Consider the following 16,725-nt stretch of genomic DNA (forward strand, 5'->3'; position numbering starts at 1 on the left):
GACTAGTAGTTGACCGACTGCTCCTCGAAGTAGGACTGAGGATGAGCGCAGACGGGGCAGAGCTTGGGAGCGGCGGCGCCCACGTGCAGGTGGCCGCAGTTGAGGCACTTCCAGACCTTGACGCCTTCGCGCTCGAAGACCTCGCCGTTCTCAACGCGCTCGGCGAGCTTCTTGTAGCGCTCCTCGTGGGCCTTCTCGATGGCACCGACCATGGCGAACTTGGCGGCGATCTCCTTGAAGCCCTCCTCCTCGGCGGTCTTGGCAAAGCCTGCGTACATGTCGGTCCACTCGTAGTTCTCGCCAGAGGCGGCGTCCTTGAGGTTGGTCACGGTCTCGGGCACCTCGCCGCCGTGGAGATACTTGAACCAGATCTTTGCGTGCTCCTTCTCGTTGCCAGAGGTCTCGGTGAAGATGTCGGAGATCTGGACGTAGCCCTCCTTCTTGGCCTTGCTGGCATAGTAGCCATACTTGTTGTACGCCTGGCTCTCGCCCGCGAAGGCGGTCTCGAGGTTCTTCTTGGTCTGCGAGCTCTCGAAATCCACTGCCATGGAAAACTCCTCTCCGGAAGCGCGCCCGCAAGCGGCCGCGCGCCACCACTTCAAGCCATGCCCCCTAGCACGGCCTCATACACTAAGAATAGCACTCAGCTGTGCCAAATGCCCCCAAAGCAATGGCAAAAGCCCTCCCTTTCCAGCTCCTCAAGCAACGCAAGGACGTCACCTTCCGAAAGGGGCGGACGGCCCGACTTCACCTCCGCGTCAGAGAGCTCTGTCGTCAGGGCCTCGAGGCTTCCGCCCTCTGACTGGCCGTCCTGGGCGAGCAGCAGGCGCAGCAGCGCCGCACGCTTCTGGCGATGCGATCCCTCGAACCTCGACTGCCTCACGTGAGAGGAGGAGCGTCGCGACGGGTTGGGGATGGTTCTCTTCAGATGGGCGCCGTAGTCGAGCAGGGCATAGTACCAGCTGCGCGGATCGTCTTCGGGGTTTCCGTCATCAGGAGGGCAACAGCGCTCGACCAGGGGAACCAGGTCCTTGTCAGAGACGCCGTCTACCCCGGGGAAGAGCTCGTGGATGAACACGGAGCGCACGTTGGTCTCGAGGTAGACGCCTGGGAGCGAGAAGGCGAAGGCGCGGATGCCCGCGGCCGTGGCAGGGCCTATGCCGGGAAGCTCCAGGAGGTCACGATACGCGCAGGGCATCTCGCCACCGGCCGCGGAGACCATTGCGGCGGCCTTCCAGAGCGAAAGCGCACGGCGGTTGTACCCCATTCCCTGCCACTCCTCGAGCACGTCCGCGGAGCTGGCCGCCGCAAGCGCGTCCGGGCTGGGGAAACGCTCGCACCAGCGCTGCCAGCGCCCGTCGACGCGTGCCACCTGGGTCTGCTGAAGCATGACCTCGCTGATCCAGATCTGGTAGGGGTCACGCGTGCGCCGCCAGGGCAGGTCCCTGTAGAGCTCCCGGCCGCGCTCGAGCACGCGAGACCGGAAATCGGAAAGGTCCTCCTCTGAGGCAATGAGGGACAAGCTAGCCCTCCCGCTCAAGATCGTGGGGCCCCACCAGCACGAAGCCGTTTCCCTTCTCCAAGACAGGGTGCTTGTGCTCCATGACCACCTCGTACAGGCTCACGGAAGAGAAGTACCGGCGCAGGAGGCGCTCGGCCTCGCACCAGATGGGGTTGAAGTGGCACTCGGGACGGAGGGGGCAGGGGCCGCCGTCCTCGCCGGCGCTTCCGCAGTTCGATACGGCTATGGGACCCTGCATGGCCTCCACGACCTCCACCACGGTGGTCGTCTTGGGATCAACCACCAGCCTCATGCCCCCGCGCGAGCCACGAGTGCTCTCGATGATCCCCGCATGCGCAAGGTCATGCTGAATGGACCGGGCAAACGAGTAGGGCACGCTGGTCCTGTCCGCCGCGGTGCGAACAGAAATCACCGCGCCGTCGTTGCGCACCAGCTCGGAGAGCATGCGCAGCGCATAGTCGGTCTTCCTAGAGATATCCATGCCAACGTCCCTTCCAAGGACAGCTCTACTTCCAGTCGAGCACTTCCCAGTGGCGGCGCTTCGCTGCGGACTTGAGCATCTTGCCCGGGCTCACCGCATAGGCCTTCTCCGAGGCGGCAAGGAGGTCCTTGTCCGAGTGATGGTCGCCATAGGAGTAGGCGATCACCCAGCCGTCAGGGCCAAAGTGCTCGTCCGCCCAGCGGCCGACGGCCAGGGTCTTCTCTGGCCCGGCCACCACGGTGCCGTTCACCTTGCCGGTATAGAGGCCTCTTTCGTCACGCTCCATGTCCGTGGCAACCAGGCCGTCCACGCCCAGCCTCCTTGCGGCGGCCTCGGCGATGTCTTGGAAGGTTGCCGAGACAAGCAAGGTCACGCAGCCCTCCTCCTTGCGCTTGCGAACCTCGTCAATGGCGTCCTGGCGGTAACGCCTGAGCAGCTCGCTGTTGTGGAAGTCGAGCATGATCCGCGAGATCTCCTCCGGCGTGTGCTCGTTGAGCGCGCCAAAGACCTGCTCGCGGGCCTCGTCCTGGCGGTATGGGAGGTGCAGGACATAGCGAGCCCCCCACCAGAACAGACGCAGTGCGCGGATGGGGTTGAGGTAGCCATGCCTGAGCAGGTAGCGCGAGAAGAGGGCGCCCGACTGGCCGCTGATGGCAGTGCCGTCATAGTCGAACACCGCGATGCGCTGCTTTCGCTGCTGCGAGCTGGGGTCCATGTTCGTCCTCGTCACTCTTCCAATAAGGCCGTCCACATATGGTACTGCGAAATGCTCATTTTGCGCAGGGCACGCCGAGAGATGTTCGGACCATGAAAAAAGGGAGCCTCGAAAGGCTCCCTGGGCATTCAATGGCGGGATGTAAGGGACTTGAACCCTCGACCTCCGACGTGACAGGCCGGCGCTCTAACCAGCTGAGCTAACACCCCGTGCACCAAGTGCGAGGGCTATTCTACACAGAAGCCCTTCTTCTTGTCCAGCGCGAACGAAAAATAATTTCGTACACCCGCGCTCCACAAAACCTATCCCTAGGCCAGGGAGACTGCCGTCACCTTGCCTGCGTCATCTGTGACGAGAAGCTGCGGGTCCCTGAGCTCCACTGAGACGATCTTCCCCTGGCCCACCACCGGGCTGCCATCCGCGTCCACGACCTGGCTGGCCTCGCTGCCGCCGCCTATGGTGTAGGCGATGACGTCCCAGGCGCCCTGGTCCTCGAGGTTCTCGGGGAGGATGATCGCCCCGTTGTAGAGCACGAGCTGGGTGGGGGTGCCGGCAAGCTCGAGGTACGGAGTGGGGGAGCTTGAGCCTTCGGAGCGGCCCATCAGCGCAAACTTGCCGTTCTCCCGCTTCTCCAGCGTGAAGGTGGTACCACGATACTCTATGCTGCCCGCGCTGCTGGTCTGGGACTGCTCGACGACCCCCTCCACGGTACTGCCGCGCTCGCCCATAAGGGCTCCGCGCAGGGCGAACATGCCTAGGGCCGCAATGGCAACGGCGACCAGGGCAAGGGCAGCGAAGATTCCCCTATGCGCACGGGAGGCCTCCTCTCGGCTTGCCACCTGGGGCCTGCTGGCTCCCGTGAGGCGCATGCCCGCGCCATAGCCCGTGCGCTTCCAGGAGGCAGTGGAGTCGGCGGAGATGCGCCCTATGTTGTCGCGCGTCTCCACCGTTGCGCCCTCCCCCGCGCCGATGCGACGGAAGGACCCCGTCTCCGCAGGGTCCACGCCAATGGGGCGTGGCGAGTCCTGCTCGTCGGGGGCCCCCACCAAAGGAACGCTCTGCGAGAGTGCCCGCCCGCGGGATGCGGCGGCTCCTTGGGCGGTGGCGGCGTGCCTGCCGTGACGTGGCATGAGCGTCGGGTTGCCTTGCTGGTCCATCTCAGACCTCCAGTCTGGTTCGTTCCGTGCGCCCTAGAGCGAGCGGCGCTCCTCGATCGCACGGCCAAGCGTGACCTCGTCTGCATATTCGAGGTCGCCGCCCACGGGAAGGCCGCTTGCGAGCCTTGACACCGTGACGCCCAGGGGGCGGATGACGCGAGAGAGGTAGGTTGCGGTGGTCTCTCCCTCGACGTCAGGGTTCGTTGCCAGGATGACCTCGCTCACCTGGCCGTCGGCAAGGCGCGAGAGGAGCTCGCGCACGTGAAGCTGGTCTGGGCCTATCTTGTCCATGGGAGAGATGACTCCCCCCAGGACATGGTAGAGGCCATGGTAGCTGCCTGTGCGCTCGATGGCCGAGACGTCACGCGGCTCAGAGACCACGCAGACCTTGCCGCGGTCTCTCGAGGAGTCCGCACACACGTCGCAGGTGTCTCGGGTGGCGTAGGAGAAGCAGATGGGGCAAAAGTGCACCTGCCGCTTCACCTGCACGATGGCGTCGCTCAGGCGGCGGGCGGTCTCGTTGTCTGCCTCAAGCAGCCAGTAGGCGATGCGCTGGGCGGACTTCGGACCGATTCCGGGCAGGCGGCCAAGCTCGTCCAGCAGGCGCTGCAGGGCCCTGCCGTCGTTGGCGTCGAGGGCCATGCCTAGAACAGCCCCGGGATGTTCATGCCGCCGGTGACGGAGCCCAGCTGCTGGCTTGCGGCGGCCTGGGCGCTGGAGAGGCACTCATTGACGGCGGCGAGGATGGAGTCCTGGAGCAGCTCGACGTCCTCGGGGTCGACGGCCTCGGGGTCTATGGTGATGGAGGTCAGGACCATGTCCGCGGTGCCGGTCACCTTGACCATGCCGCCGCCCGCTGAGGCAGAGACCTCGATGTCAGAGAGCTTTTCCTGGGCCTCAGCGAGGCGCCTCTGCATCTGCTGGGCCTGCTTCATCATCTGCTGCATGTTCATGAGCGCTTCTCCTTGCTCTTGGTTCGGAAGGTACTAGCTTAGGCGTCCCGGGGTTCCGTCTGCCGCTCGACGCTCAACGTCACCCCATCGCCAAAGACCTCGGTGAGCATGGCGAGGACATCCTGCATCTTGGAGCTCCCCGGTTGGCCGGAGGGCTTGGGGGCTGGCTTGGGCGACGGCGCTGGGGTTGGGGCGGGGACGGGCGACGGCGCCGGACGTGGAGGGGGATCTGGAGCCGGAGCCGCCTTTGGGGCGGGGGCGCTGGGCGCAGCCTCTGGGACCGGGTCATCCCAGGGAGCCGGGTAGCTCTCCTCTGCCGCGGGCTCGGCATATGCCGAGAGGGGCACGTCCTCAGCGGGGGGCTGAGGGACGGGGGCGGGGTGCGATGGGGGCACCGGGGCAGGACGTGGGGCGGGGGCGGGGCGGGGCGCCCTCTCGGCGCGCGCGATGTCCGCCCCGACAAGGCTCGACTCCACGTAGATGAGGGTACGCCTACCAAACACGGCCTCAACGGCGGGGTCGATAATCGCCCGGATGTCCTTGCGGTCGAGCATCATGCAGGCAAACGAGGAGCCCGTGGGGAGGCTGATGGTCAGGTGGGTGCCGTCATCCTCCTGGGCAGACGAGCTCATGAGCAGGGACCCCCGGGGAGGGTCACTCTGGAGGAGGCCGTCCACAATCTGGCGCCGCCTGCGCTGTAGCTCTCCACCATCGGTGACGGCGGAGGCCGCAGGGGTAGCGGCAGGCTGGGGCACGGGGGCCGGGGCAGGCTGGGGCTCCGGAACGGGGGCCGAAGCGGCCGCCGGGGCGGTCTTGAGCGCCGGAGCCGGGGCAGGCGCCGGCTCGGCCGCGGCGGCAGGGCTGGGTGCCGGGACGGGTGCCGCCGGGACAGGGGCTTGCACGGGCAGGGAGGCTGACAGGACGGCTACGGGAGTGCCCGGGACGCTCATCTCGGCAATCTGGCGCTCAAGCTGCGCCACGCGATCCGCCAAGGCGTCCAGGCTCATGTCTGACTTGGGGCGCGCAATCTTGGCAAAGGCAAGCTCCAGCGAGAGGCGCTGGTTGGTGGCCGTGCGCATCTCGTTTGAGGCGTCGCCTATCACCGTAAGCGCCCACGAGACGCGGTCGGGAGAGCCGAACGCCAGGGCCTCGTCCTTGAGCTGCCGAAACTCCTCGGGAGCGGAGCCCACGGCCACCGAGTCCGCCCCAACCACCGCGGCAACGTAGACGTCGCGCAGGTGCGCGGCAAGCTCGCGGGCAAACTGCAGCAGGTCTCGCCCGGAGTCAACAAGTTCTCCCACCAGCGAGAAGAGCGTCGGGACGTCCCTTGAGGCAAGGGCGCAGGCAACGTTGACCAGGGTTGACGCGGATACCTCGCCCAGGAGGTCGCGCGCGGCGTCAAGGGAGATGTCTCCGTCACCAAAGACGGAGAGCTGCTCCAACGTGGAGAGCGCGTCTCGCATGCCGCCGCGGGCGTGGCGGACCACCAGCTCGAGGGCGGCGTCGCTGCAGCTGAAGCCCTCGGACTCGCAGACCTTCCCGAGATGGGCCTGGATGTCGTCGTTGCCGATGGCGTGGAAGTCGAAGCGCTGGACGCGGCTGAGTATGGTCTCGGGAACCTTCTGTGGGTCCGTGGTGCAGAGGATGAAGACCACGTGCGCGGGAGGCTCCTCAAGGGTCTTGAGCAGCGCGTTGAACGCCGCCGTGGTCAGCATGTGAACCTCGTCGATGATATAGACCTTGTACGCCCCGCGCACGGGCGCATAGCTCACGCGGCTGATGATCTCCTCGCGCACGTTGTCAACGCCCGTGCGCGAGGCGGCATCGAGCTCGTAGACATCGGGGTGCTCGCCCGCCGCGATGAGCTGGCACTGCTCGCAGCTGCCGTCGGGAAGATGACCGGCGCCTTGGTCGCAGAGGAGCGCCTTGGCAAGAAGGCGCGCCATGGTGGTCTTGCCCGTGCCGCGTGGGCCGCAGAAGAGGTAGGCGTGGCTGGTCTTGCCCTCCAGGACCGCGCGCTCGAGGGTGGAGACCACATGCCGCTGCCCCACCACGTCGGCAAACGTCTGTGGTCGGTACTTTCTGTAAAGGGATTCCATCTGACCTCCGCAGGGACTGGCTCGAATGCTCAGTATAGCTGCGACGGAAGCGCAAGTGCGTACCGAGCGTGGCGCTTCGGTCCTTCTCCACCGCCCTCCATTGACATTAGTTCAATGCGTCTCACCATACGAACGGACAATCAGACAAGAACGAGACGCCCGCGCCTCAGCTCAGCCAAACCCGAAAGCCTGCCAGCCTACCTCCTCCCAAAGCGCTTCGAGAGGGCCTGGGCGACCCTGCCCTTGGGACGCCCCGCCCCGCGCCAGCGCACCATGGCGGCATGGCGCCTCCAGAGGTACAGTCCGAAGAGCCCCACCGCCACGATGGCAGCGACGCACAGCGCCGCCACGAACGGATACGGTCCGTAGACTGCCGTCTCGAGCGCGTTGCTGTTTGCCACCATGTACAGGATGTTGTGGCTCGCCCTGCGCAGCGCCTTGCCCTCCTTCACGGCGATCTCGAAGCCGCGCAGGTAGACCTCGCGAAGGGTCCGCTCGTTGAGCCAGGTTGCCAGGCCGCCGTTGGCGCGGTTGGTCTCCTGGTCGTTTGCCGCGAAGTGCTTGAGGTAGGTGTAGATGCCGTGCTGGCTGATCCCCTTGAGCTCGGCCGCCACCATCTGACCAGAGATCAGGCCGTCCTCGGAGACGTACTCGTAGTTGCGCCCGCTGAAGGGGCTGCGGTGGATGTCGACACCGGGAGCATAGACGCCGGCCACCCCGAAGGCTTTCATCTCGGCACCGAAGGTCTCGCCCATGCGCTGGGCAAGCTCCTTGTTCCAGGTGTAGCCCAGAGCGCTCTGGCCCGTGAAGTTGTTGCCGTACATGCCGGCGAGGAAGCTGTTGATGCCGTTGGGGCCATCGGTCTCCAACAGCTGAGGCTTGCCCACGGAGTCAACGGCGAAAACGCGACGTGCGGCCTGGCCAGAGGGCCAAGCCGCACGTCACGAGGAAGTTGTGGGGAACGCCCGGGAAGGGAAGAGGGCGTCCCCCAGGAGTGCACGCCGTCCGCCGCGAAAGCAGGAGACGGAGCTCCGCGGCGGCCCGAACGTCGGAAGAAGCTAGTCCTCGACCTCCTCGCCGGCCTCGGAGGAGGGCTCGGGCTGGGAAGCGGCGCCGGCAGTGGCGGCCTTCTTGCGCTTACGCGCGTCATGCGCCCACCCGCCGGCCACGGCAGCGGCCACCAGGGCGCTCGCGCCCCAGACGCCATACTGCCAGGGAGCCACACCATACTTGACGCTGGAACCCGGCACCATGTTGTTCATGGCGTTTGAGTTGGCAACGGTGTAGAGCAGACGATGCATGGACTCGCGCAGGCGCGCCACCACGGAGGGGTCGTTGGTGTGGGGGAAGTCCCCGGTCATGGCGGAGTAGGTGAGCTGGAGGTCAGTGCCGCCCACCAGGGCCTGCGCCTTGTTCATGTAGCCGTAGAGGTTGAAGTCGGTGATGACCATGCCCCTGAAGCCCCACTCGTCGCGCAGGACCTCGGTGCAGAGGCTGCGACGCCCGCCAGACCACTCGGCACCCACGTAGTTGAAGGAGCTCATGAGGGCGGTGCAGGCGTTGATCTCCTTGGTCTTGACGGTGCCCTTGTCGTCCGCGATGTACTTCTCCTCGCAGCGGGCCTCCTTGACCGTGATCTCGAACGGGCGCAGGTAGACCTCGCGCGCCGTCTGCTCGGTGGACCAGGTGCAGATGTGCTGGACGCGGTAGGACTCCTGGTCGTTCATGGCGAAGTGCTTGACGTAGGAGTACACGCCATTGCTGGCGGCGCCAGAGACCACGGCGGAGCAGATCTTTCCCGCAAGCAGCGGGTCCTCGGCGTAGTACTCGAAGTTGCGGCCGCCAAAGGGGCTGCGGTGCGTGTTGCAGGCGGGGGCGTACCAGCCGCTGTAGCCGCTGGCGAGGGCCTCCTGGCCAATCATCTCGCCCACGCGGCGCATGAGCTCCACGTCCCAGGTCTGGGCCATCAGGAACTCGGAGCACCAGGCGCAGTTGCCCGTGGAGCCGGTGAGCGAGGTGAAGCCGGCGGGGCCATCGGGCTCCGCAGTGACGGGCTTCGAGATGGATGCCAGCTCCGCGGTGTTGTAGGCACCGTCGTTCAGGACGGTGGTCATGTCGCGAACGCTCAGCTGGTCGAGCAGGTCGTCCCAGGCGCCGTCGTCGTACTCGGCGCCGCGAAGGTCAATGAGGGAGAGGCCGTTGTTGGCACCGGTCGTGGGCATGGGCACGCCGGAGTCCAGGCTGCTCTTGGGGTCGTACTCGGCGAAGCTGATGCCGCAGGACTCAGCCGTGCGGTCCTCGGCTGGCTTGGGGAAGGTGCCGGCAAAGTTGGCGCGCGAGAGGTTCTCGCAGTTCTTCTCCATGTACTCGGTCATGTCGGCGAAGCGGTTCTCCACCTCGGTGCCCGTTGCGGAGTCCGTCTTGTAGATCTGCGCGTCAAGTGTCAGGGGACGCTCGGCGATCACGGTGTGGGAGTCGCTGCGCAAGCTGATGACACAGTCGCCCGCGTCAAGCACCCAGGCGCCCTTGCCTCCGTTTGCCTTGGAGTCCCACGAGGCCATCTCGCGCACGGGGAAGCTCAGCTCGAGCGTCTGGGAGGCGCCAGGGGCCAGTTCCTCGGTCTTGGCAAAGGCCGAGAGGACCACGGCGGCCTTCTCGACGCCGCCCTTCTTGTAGGGGGCACTGTGGTAGAGCTCGACCACGTTGCGGCCGGCCACGCCACCGTCGTTGGTGACGGTCACGCTTGCGCTGACCTTGTCACCCGAGACGACCACGTCGTCCAAGGTGCTCGTGAAGTTCGTGTACGAGAGACCATAGCCAAACGGGAACACGACGGCCTTGCCGTAGTCGAAGCCGCTGTAGTTGCCGGAAGCCGCCTCAGCCGCGGCAGTCTCGTAGTAGCGGTAACCGTAGTAGATGCCCTCCTCGTACTCGACGAAGTAGGCGGTGCCGTCAGAGGGCGTGCTGTTGGCGTTCTTGGTGTAGTAGCCGCTCACGTCGGTGTAGCGCTTGCCGCCGAAGTTAGCGAAGGTGGGGTCCTTGGTGAAGTCCGCTGCCCAGATGTCGCAGGTCCTGCCCGAGGGGTTCACGGCACCCGTCAGCACCTTGCCCACGCCATTGGCGCCCGAGGCTCCAAGCGAGCCAATGGAGAGGATGGCGTCAACCTCATGCTCGCCGCCCTCCTCCATGAGGGGCCCAAGCTCCATGGTGGTGGAGGCGTTGACCAGGACGACGACCTTCTCGCAGGCTGCCTTCGCGGCGGCGATGAGGTCGAACTCCTCGCGCGTGAGCTCAAGCTCGTGCTGGCCCTCAGCGTAGTTGGCGGTCTCCTCGTTGGGAGTGAAGTTCTCGGAGACGCCGGAGTTGAGGGTCTCCAGAAGGTTGGTGGAGAGGTCGCCGCCCTCGCCGCCGCCGCGGCCGATCACGACGATGGCGGTGGTGCCGGAGATGGAGGACTGGGCCTCGGAGCTGTACTTGCCCCAGGGGATCTCGCCGATGTAGTAGCTCGCCGTGCGCGGGTTGTCCATGGTGATGTTCGCCTTGGGGTAGTCCTTGTAGTTCTCGGCGATCCATCCATAGGCGGTCTCGTTGATGGACAGGCCCGCATTGGCAAGGCCATCGTGCAGCGTGATGCAGGAGTTGGGGTCAACGGTGCCCGATCCGGCGCCGCCGTACACGGGGTCCGCCGCATAGCGGCCGATCAGGCTGACATTTGCGCCGGACGACAGGGGCAGGGCGCCGTTCTTGTTCTTGAGCAGCACGACGCCCGCGGCCTCGACCTCGCCAACCAGCTCGTTGGCGGCGTTGGTGGCTGCGTTGCGGCCACGGAACTTGGGTGTGTAGTACTCGCTGTCCCAGTCCTCGGAGCCGGCGACGGTCTCCACGGTGTAGGGACGCCCGCCCAGGTAGTGGTCGAGAAGCGAGCTGAACTTGTTGGCTGCGACGTTTGCGCCCACGATGGCCGCCCCGCCCACGGCGGTGCCACCAACAAGGAACCTGCGCCTGGTGATGTCCTTCATGCAATGTCTCCTTTGGTCATCTGGCCAAATGCCAGACAGATGGGCGCGCCACCCGCTTTCTTGGATGGCGCGCTCGCGTAACGCTGGCCTAACTTTGCGCGAGGGCGCGTTTCAAGCTCGTTATGCCTCGAGCTTGGTCAGCGCGGGCACGCAGTACTTCTTGGTGCGCTCGTCGGAGATGGCTCCGCTCCAGTTCAGGCCGAAGCCGAAGTCGTACTCGTTGCCATCTGCGTCGGAATAGCAGTCCATGTCGCGGTAGAGGTCCTCCTGCTGCTTCTCCACGGCAAGCATGTCCTTGGGCATCTGCATGGGGAGAAGGCCGCTGGGCTCGTCCTGGCCGGCGACGATGCGGCAGGCAGCCTCGGTGGAGCCGGACATGCTGATGAGGATCGCGTCGACCTTGTCCTCAAACTCGTGCACGCACATGGGCTGGGTGATGTCCAAGATGACGATGCAGGGCTTGCCGGCCTCATGTGCGAGCTCTGCCGCCTCGAGGATCTGGTCAAGCTGCGCCTCGTTGGTGATCATGGACGTCTTGCCGTAGTAGCTGCGGTTCTCCTTGCTGCCGTCAGGCAGGGTGTCGCCGGCGATGGAGGTCTGACGCACGAACTCGTTGTCTGCGGTGTAGGGACGGTACTGGACGGACAGGGGGATGAACTCGCCGTTCTCGTCCTGACCGCGACGGGAGGAGGCGTTGTTGGGTGCCACGGCGCAGACAAGCACGGCATCGACGTCGGCGATGTCTGCGGCGGTGAGACGGGTGAGGTCGTCCGTCGTGGGTGTGGGGTTACCCGTCTTGGCATCGGCGGGGCCGGTCAGGCTCTCGGACAGGGTGTCAGTCTTGAAGTCGAAGTACTTCTCGAGGGTGCCCTTGGTGAGCGGGAGCTCGCACTTGGAGGAAGCCTCGGTCCACTTGACGGCGCCCATGCGCGAGACGGTCTTGGCTGCGGCGGTGTAGCGCATGGGGACGTAGACCTTGGGCTTTGCGCCGTCGGCGCCCTTCTTGATGACGCCATCGTGGTTCTTGATCATGACGATGCCCTTGACCTGTGCGTCAAGCGCGGCCTTGGTCACATCCTCGGGGGCGCCGTCAACCTCCTTGCGGGCAACGTCCACGTCCACGTAGGGATTCTCGAAGAGGCCCGTGTTGAAGTAGCCCAGCAGCAGGCGCTTGGCGGAGGCGCGGAAGTTCTCCTCTGCCTTCTCCTCGCCGAGGTTGGCCTTCATGTCCTCGTAGGCAACCATCAGCTGAGAGGGATCGTTCCATCCGCCCATCTGGTCGACGCCAACCTCAACGGCCTTGGAGGCGCGCTTGGCGGAATCCCACTTGCTGCCGTCCTCGAGGCCCCAGCAGGTCCAGGGTCCCTTGGAGTCAACGTCCATGAGGACAGCCCAGTCGGTGCAGGCAGAGCCCTTGAAGCCAAAGCGGTCGCGGAGCAGGTCCTGGACCTTGTACTTGGAGAATCCGGAGCCCACCAGCTCGCCATACTGCTTGTTCTCGTCGTAGGCGATGGTGTAGGAGGTCATGATGGAGCCGGCCTGGCCGGTCTTGCCCTCAAGCTTGAAGGCACCGTCCACAAACGGAATCATGAGGGGCTCGAAGTTGTTGTTGGGATAGACGGCGAACTTGCCGCCGTCGGTGTGACCCTCGCGACCACCCTCGCCGGCGCCCTCTGCGGGCCAGTGCTTGACCATGGCAACCAGCGAGCCGGTGCCCCAGCCCATGTCCTCGCCCTTCTCGTTGACCGTGGACTGCAGGCCGTCAATGAGGGAGCGGCACATGTCGCGGGAGAGAGCGGGGTCCTCGCCGAAGGTGCCGTTGAAGCGCGCCCAGCGGGGGTCGGAGGCGATGTCGGTCTGGGGGCCGAGGAACATGGTCACGCCCATCTTGCGCATGTCGGAGGCAATGCCGGCGCCGGCCTCCTTGGCGACCTTAGGGTCAAAGGTGGCGGCCAGGGCGAGGTTGCCGGGCCAGTTGGCGCAGTTCTTGCCGCTGCGAGGATCGGAGGAGAAGTTGATGGGAATCTTGTTGGAAGAGCCCTCGACGTAAGCCTGCATGTGGTTTGCCCACTGGGCCTGCTTGAACGCGGGGTAGCCGGAGGCAGCGTTCAGCACGGCACGGACGTGGCCGTCCAGGAAGGCCTTCTGCTCGTCGTTGACGACGCCCTCGTCCTCGATCTTGTGCTGGTGCATGGAGAAGCACATGAGGCCGGCGATCTGCTCGATGGAGACCCTCTTGGCGAGGTCCTCTGCGCGCTCCTCGGCGGGGAGACGCCAGTCCTCGTAGGGGACGAGCTCGCCGGTGCCCTCGAAGTCCTTGAAGCCAAAGCCGTCGACCTCGATGATCTTCAGGCCAGACTCGGGAGAGTAGGAGAGCTTCGCACCGTCGGTGCCGTTGTCAACAATGGTGTAGCCAAAGTCGGTCGCGGTCTCGGTGAAGCCCTTGCCCTTGCGCTTCTTGGGGTCGCTGCTGCAGCCCGCAAGGCCAAGAAGCCCGGCGGTAATGGCAGAACCTGCGATAAAGCTCCTGCGAGAGAGGTTGCTCATGGTGGCTCCGTTCGTGAGAGGTTTTAGTGAGGTGTCGGTGCGAATGGCGTCCTTGGACGCGCGGTCCTAGCCGTAGAAGTCGAACTTGATGGTGTCGAAGTCGGCGATGCCGAAGTCGGACGCCTTGCCCTCAAGAGCAGCGGAACCGGACACCTTGAGCTTGATGTCGCCCTTGGAGAGGTGCAGGGTCAGCTCGTCCTCGGCGCCCTCCCAGGTGCCCTCGTCGGTGAGGAGGTCAGCGTGGGCCTCGAGAGGCTTGACGTTGCACTTACCGCCCTCCTCCAGGTTGACGTCGAGCATCTGCTCGTTGCCGCCGGCGGTGCCGTAGACGGTCTGGCCGGTGATCTCAACGGAACCCCTCCACTGGCCCACATAGAACTTCTCGGCGTCGAAGGCCTTGGAGTCTGACTTGGCGCTCTGCTGCTGGGCAGGCTGGACAGCCTGCTGCTGCCCACCGCAGCCGACGAGCGGCATGCCCAGGACCAGTGCCAGCGATGCGGCCATGACGATCCGTTTCTTCATGACAAACCTCTTTTCCTTCTCGGGCCAACGAGAGGCCCGCTCCCCTTACCCGGCACCCCAAGACGAGAGGCGCCTCTTCTGCACCAAAAAAGTAAAGCGCGAGACGAAAGAGCTGCGGAATTTGTCCCGAAGGCGTGTTTTTTCGCCCCGTGGGGAACGTTCGGGGAGCACGCGGTGTGGGCGAGCGGTCGAATATGGCGGCGAGTGGTAGTCTCGTTGCACCAGGACGGTGCGTGAAACGCAGCAACACCCAGAGAGGAACGCCATGCACCACGTGCTCATCGTAGACGACGAGCCCAGGGAGGCCGAGCGCCTGAGCGAGCTCATACGCCGCTATGGAACCGCCCGCCACGAGGAGTTCCAGGTCACCTGGATCAAGTCCGCCATGGACCTGCTCTCCGACAAGAGCCACTATGACCTCTTCTTGCTCGACATAGACCTCCCCGGCATCGACGGCATGGAGGCGGCCCGTCTCCTGCGCACCTACGACGAGCAGACGCCCATCATCTTCGTCACCAACCTGGCGCGCTTCGCCGTGAAGGGCTACGAGGTCGACGCCCTGGGCTTCATCGTGAAGCCCGCCACCTACGGCAGCCTCTCCATGAACCTGGACCGCGCCCTCAGGGCCATAGGCAACAACCTCGGACGCTCCGTGATGGTCTCCACCGAGGACGGCACGCGCGTGGTCAAGTTCAGCTCGATCGTCTACGCCGAGGTCAACGGGCACCGCCTGAGGTATCACCTTGACGGTGGCGAGATGCTGGAGACGCGCGGATCCCTGGGCCAGCTCAGGGAGGAACTTGCCAATGCCCCCATTGTGAGCGTCTCGAAGAGCTGCATCGCCAACATGGACAAGGTCGTGCTCATCAGGAACGACTCCCTGCAGATGTCCAGCGGGGAGCAGCTGCACATCTCGCGCACCAGGAAGCGCGAGGTCACCGAGGCGGTCACCGACTACCTGGGCGGCAGGCGATGAGGGCGTTCTTCGACCACTGGTGGTCGCTCGAGATCGTCATCCAGCTCATGGTGCCCATCTACCTGCTTTCTCGGAGGCTCCCACGTCGGCCGGGCACCACGCCCAGGCTGCTCCTCTCGACTGCCGCGCTGGGCGCTGCCGCCGTGCTGCCCCTGGCGGCGGGAATCGTGCGCGGGCTCAACGCAGGCCAGACCTTCTCGGCGTTCAGCACCCTTCTGGCCGTGTTCGCCCTGGTGATCATGTTCTGCTACGAGGTCGGCCCGTGGGCCGCCCTCTCCTGCGCCACGGCGGGCTACACCCTGCAGAACATCTCCAGCGGTGTCTCCCTCCTGCTCCAGATGCTGATCACGGGGCGTGCCCTTGCGCCCCTGGGCGAGCCCCTTGCCACCCTGGTGAGCTTTGGCACGCCCCTCGTGGTGTACGCGGTAGGCTACCTGGCGTTCGTCCGTCGTATTGGCAGGAACGGGCTCTCCGCCGTGGAGAACAAGATGATGCTCCTCATGTTCGTGGTGGTCATCTTCGTCATCATCGGCCTGGACGTGGTCATCAAGGCGCTCACCCTGAGCGGCATTCCCTTCCGTTACCTCATCCTGCTCAGGCTTGCCCATGCAAGCATCTGCTGCTTCGTGCTCTTCGCCGAGTACCAGATCCTCTACGCAAAGCGCATGAGCGACGCGAAGGCCGAGACGGAGCACCTCCTGGCGGAGCGCGAGCGTCAATACCGCCTCTCGCGCGAGAACATCGAGGCCATCAACCTGAAGTGCCACGACATCCGCCACCAGATCCGCCATCTCGCCGACAGGAAGGAGGTCGTGGACGGGCAGGCGCTGGTTGACATAGCACGTGAGGTCAAGGTGTATGACTCCGTGGTGGAGACGGGAAACGAGGCCCTGGACACCATCCTCACAGAGAAGAGCCTGGCCTGCTCGCAGGACAACATCGTGCTCTCGTGCATTGCCGATGGCCAGGCGCTGAGCTTCATGGCGGCCTCGGACATCTACTCCCTCTTCGGAAACGCCCTGGACAACGCCATCAGGGCGGTGAGTCGCATGGAGGACCGGGAGCGCCGCAGCATCACGCTCACCGTGCGGCAAAGAGGACAGATGGTTGCGCTGAGCATAGAGAACTACAGCGAGGTCCTGCCCAGCTTCCGCGATGGCATGCCACTTGCCGACGAGGCGGGAGACGCCGACTTCGGCTTTGGCACGCGCGCCATGCGCTCCATCGTGGAGCGCTACGACGGGATCTTGCACATGGGGGCCTCTGATGGCATCTTCTACCTAAACGCCCTCCTGCCCATGCCGGAGGAAAAGAGCTAGGGCGCGCAGACAAAGCCGCGTCGCAGGCACCTCTCAGACCTGCGACGCGGCATGCGGAGTCGCGCAGGCGCGCGAGGGACTCGTCGCTTCCGTGCTCCTTCTCGTACAGGGCGTAGTCGTCCGTGCCAATCTGTGGCGCCCAGTCGCCGCCCACCTGGCCCACCGTGGCCTCGAGCAGCTTCTTGAGGCGCTCGGGCTCGCTGTACTGCTTCACGCCATGGGCGCGGTCGCCGAAGTCGGTGGCGCGAAGAATCTGCCAGTCCGTGGTGATCATGCCGTCCCAGCCGGCGTTGCGCAGGATGCCGATGTTGCGCTTGTTGTAGGCGCCACCCACGTTCTCACCGAGAGACTCGTCGTCCGTGCACGCGATGCCGTGGTTGGGCATCGCGGCAGCCATCTGTCCGGTCTTGGAGTC

At 65.3% G+C, this 16,725-nt stretch carries 14 protein-coding genes and 1 tRNA gene; 2 read left to right on the forward strand and 13 right to left on the reverse strand.

Annotated elements, in window-relative coordinates; translation table 11 throughout:
• Positions 1-2: 2 nt before the first annotated feature.
• From rbr to CZ375_RS07120, 13 genes are all read right to left on the reverse strand, one after another.
• Complete coding sequence (gene rbr, locus CZ375_RS07060) at positions 3-548, reverse strand: rubrerythrin (protein WP_077598526.1); 546 nt, start codon at positions 546-548, stop codon at positions 3-5.
• A gap of 95 nt (positions 549-643) precedes the next feature.
• Positions 644-1,513, reverse strand: a complete 870-nt coding sequence (locus CZ375_RS07065) for an HhH-GPD family protein (protein ID WP_077598798.1) — start codon at positions 1,511-1,513, stop codon at positions 644-646.
• A 10-nt stretch (positions 1,514-1,523) separates the two neighbouring features.
• Positions 1,524-2,003 (reverse strand): RrF2 family transcriptional regulator, encoded by a 480-nt coding sequence (locus tag CZ375_RS07070; RefSeq protein ID WP_077598527.1) that lies wholly within the window; start codon positions 2,001-2,003, stop codon positions 1,524-1,526.
• A gap of 25 nt (positions 2,004-2,028) precedes the next feature.
• On the reverse strand, positions 2,029-2,718 hold the full coding sequence (locus CZ375_RS07075; RefSeq protein ID WP_077598528.1) for an HAD family hydrolase: 690 nt from the start codon (positions 2,716-2,718) through the stop codon (positions 2,029-2,031).
• 132 nt (positions 2,719-2,850) lie between these two features.
• A tRNA-Asp gene (locus tag CZ375_RS07080) sits at positions 2,851-2,927 on the reverse strand.
• 99 nt (positions 2,928-3,026) lie between these two features.
• Complete coding sequence (locus CZ375_RS07085; RefSeq protein WP_143803091.1) at positions 3,027-3,875, reverse strand: hypothetical protein; 849 nt, start codon at positions 3,873-3,875, stop codon at positions 3,027-3,029.
• A 33-nt stretch (positions 3,876-3,908) separates the two neighbouring features.
• Positions 3,909-4,517, reverse strand: coding sequence for a recombination mediator RecR (gene recR / locus CZ375_RS07090; protein WP_077598530.1), 609 nt, complete (start codon positions 4,515-4,517; stop codon positions 3,909-3,911).
• A 2-nt stretch (positions 4,518-4,519) separates the two neighbouring features.
• Complete coding sequence (locus CZ375_RS07095; RefSeq protein WP_077598531.1) at positions 4,520-4,828, reverse strand: YbaB/EbfC family nucleoid-associated protein; 309 nt, start codon at positions 4,826-4,828, stop codon at positions 4,520-4,522.
• A gap of 38 nt (positions 4,829-4,866) precedes the next feature.
• A complete protein-coding gene (gene dnaX, locus CZ375_RS07100; RefSeq protein ID WP_077598532.1) occupies positions 4,867-6,927 on the reverse strand; it encodes a DNA polymerase III subunit gamma/tau in 2,061 nt (686 codons plus the stop codon).
• A gap of 197 nt (positions 6,928-7,124) precedes the next feature.
• Complete coding sequence (locus CZ375_RS07105; RefSeq protein ID WP_077598533.1) at positions 7,125-7,814, reverse strand: glycoside hydrolase family 3 N-terminal domain-containing protein; 690 nt, start codon at positions 7,812-7,814, stop codon at positions 7,125-7,127.
• Positions 7,815-7,985: 171 nt separating this feature from the next.
• Positions 7,986-10,946, reverse strand: a complete 2,961-nt coding sequence (locus CZ375_RS07110) for a glycoside hydrolase family 3 C-terminal domain-containing protein (RefSeq protein ID WP_077598534.1) — start codon at positions 10,944-10,946, stop codon at positions 7,986-7,988.
• 120 nt (positions 10,947-11,066) lie between these two features.
• Positions 11,067-13,493: a glycoside hydrolase family 3 N-terminal domain-containing protein gene (locus CZ375_RS07115; RefSeq protein WP_077598535.1), complete on the reverse strand. Its 2,427-nt coding sequence runs from the start codon at positions 13,491-13,493 to the stop codon at positions 11,067-11,069.
• Between the two features lie 66 nt (positions 13,494-13,559).
• Positions 13,560-14,015 (reverse strand): hypothetical protein, encoded by a 456-nt coding sequence (locus CZ375_RS07120; RefSeq protein WP_077598536.1) that lies wholly within the window; start codon positions 14,013-14,015, stop codon positions 13,560-13,562.
• A 274-nt stretch (positions 14,016-14,289) separates the two neighbouring features.
• Between CZ375_RS07120 and CZ375_RS07125 the strand changes: the two genes are divergently transcribed.
• Both CZ375_RS07125 and CZ375_RS07130 read left to right on the forward strand, forming a co-directional pair.
• Positions 14,290-14,991: a LytR/AlgR family response regulator transcription factor gene (locus CZ375_RS07125; RefSeq protein ID WP_159438392.1), complete on the forward strand. Its 702-nt coding sequence runs from the start codon at positions 14,290-14,292 to the stop codon at positions 14,989-14,991.
• Positions 14,988-16,310: an ATP-binding protein gene (locus CZ375_RS07130; RefSeq protein WP_077598538.1), complete on the forward strand. Its 1,323-nt coding sequence runs from the start codon at positions 14,988-14,990 to the stop codon at positions 16,308-16,310. The genes CZ375_RS07125 and CZ375_RS07130 overlap by 4 nt, the downstream gene beginning before the upstream one ends.
• The last annotated feature ends 415 nt before the right edge of the window (positions 16,311-16,725 follow it).

Source organism: Olsenella urininfantis, from assembly GCF_900155635.1.
Taxonomy (GTDB): domain Bacteria; phylum Actinomycetota; class Coriobacteriia; order Coriobacteriales; family Atopobiaceae; genus Olsenella_G; species Olsenella_G urininfantis.

What these genes read in the sequence shown, in the direction of transcription:
- rbr (WP_077598526.1), bottom strand. Translation starts at nt 548, where the DNA reads ATGGCAGTGGATTTCGAGAGCTCGCAGACCAAGAAGAACCTCGAGACC.
- CZ375_RS07070 (WP_077598527.1), bottom strand. Translation starts at nt 2,003, where the DNA reads ATGGATATCTCTAGGAAGACCGACTATGCGCTGCGCATGCTCTCCGAG.
- CZ375_RS07075 (WP_077598528.1), bottom strand. Translation starts at nt 2,718, where the DNA reads ATGGACCCCAGCTCGCAGCAGCGAAAGCAGCGCATCGCGGTGTTCGAC.
- CZ375_RS07085 (WP_143803091.1), bottom strand. Translation starts at nt 3,875, where the DNA reads ATGGACCAGCAAGGCAACCCGACGCTCATGCCACGTCACGGCAGGCAC.
- recR (WP_077598530.1), bottom strand. Translation starts at nt 4,517, where the DNA reads ATGGCCCTCGACGCCAACGACGGCAGGGCCCTGCAGCGCCTGCTGGAC.
- CZ375_RS07095 (WP_077598531.1), bottom strand. Translation starts at nt 4,828, where the DNA reads ATGAACATGCAGCAGATGATGAAGCAGGCCCAGCAGATGCAGAGGCGC.
- dnaX (WP_077598532.1), bottom strand. Translation starts at nt 6,927, where the DNA reads ATGGAATCCCTTTACAGAAAGTACCGACCACAGACGTTTGCCGACGTG.
- CZ375_RS07110 (WP_077598534.1), bottom strand. Translation starts at nt 10,946, where the DNA reads ATGAAGGACATCACCAGGCGCAGGTTCCTTGTTGGTGGCACCGCCGTG.
- CZ375_RS07115 (WP_077598535.1), bottom strand. Translation starts at nt 13,493, where the DNA reads ATGAGCAACCTCTCTCGCAGGAGCTTTATCGCAGGTTCTGCCATTACC.
- CZ375_RS07120 (WP_077598536.1), bottom strand. Translation starts at nt 14,015, where the DNA reads ATGAAGAAACGGATCGTCATGGCCGCATCGCTGGCACTGGTCCTGGGC.
- CZ375_RS07130 (WP_077598538.1), top strand. Translation starts at nt 14,988, where the DNA reads ATGAGGGCGTTCTTCGACCACTGGTGGTCGCTCGAGATCGTCATCCAG.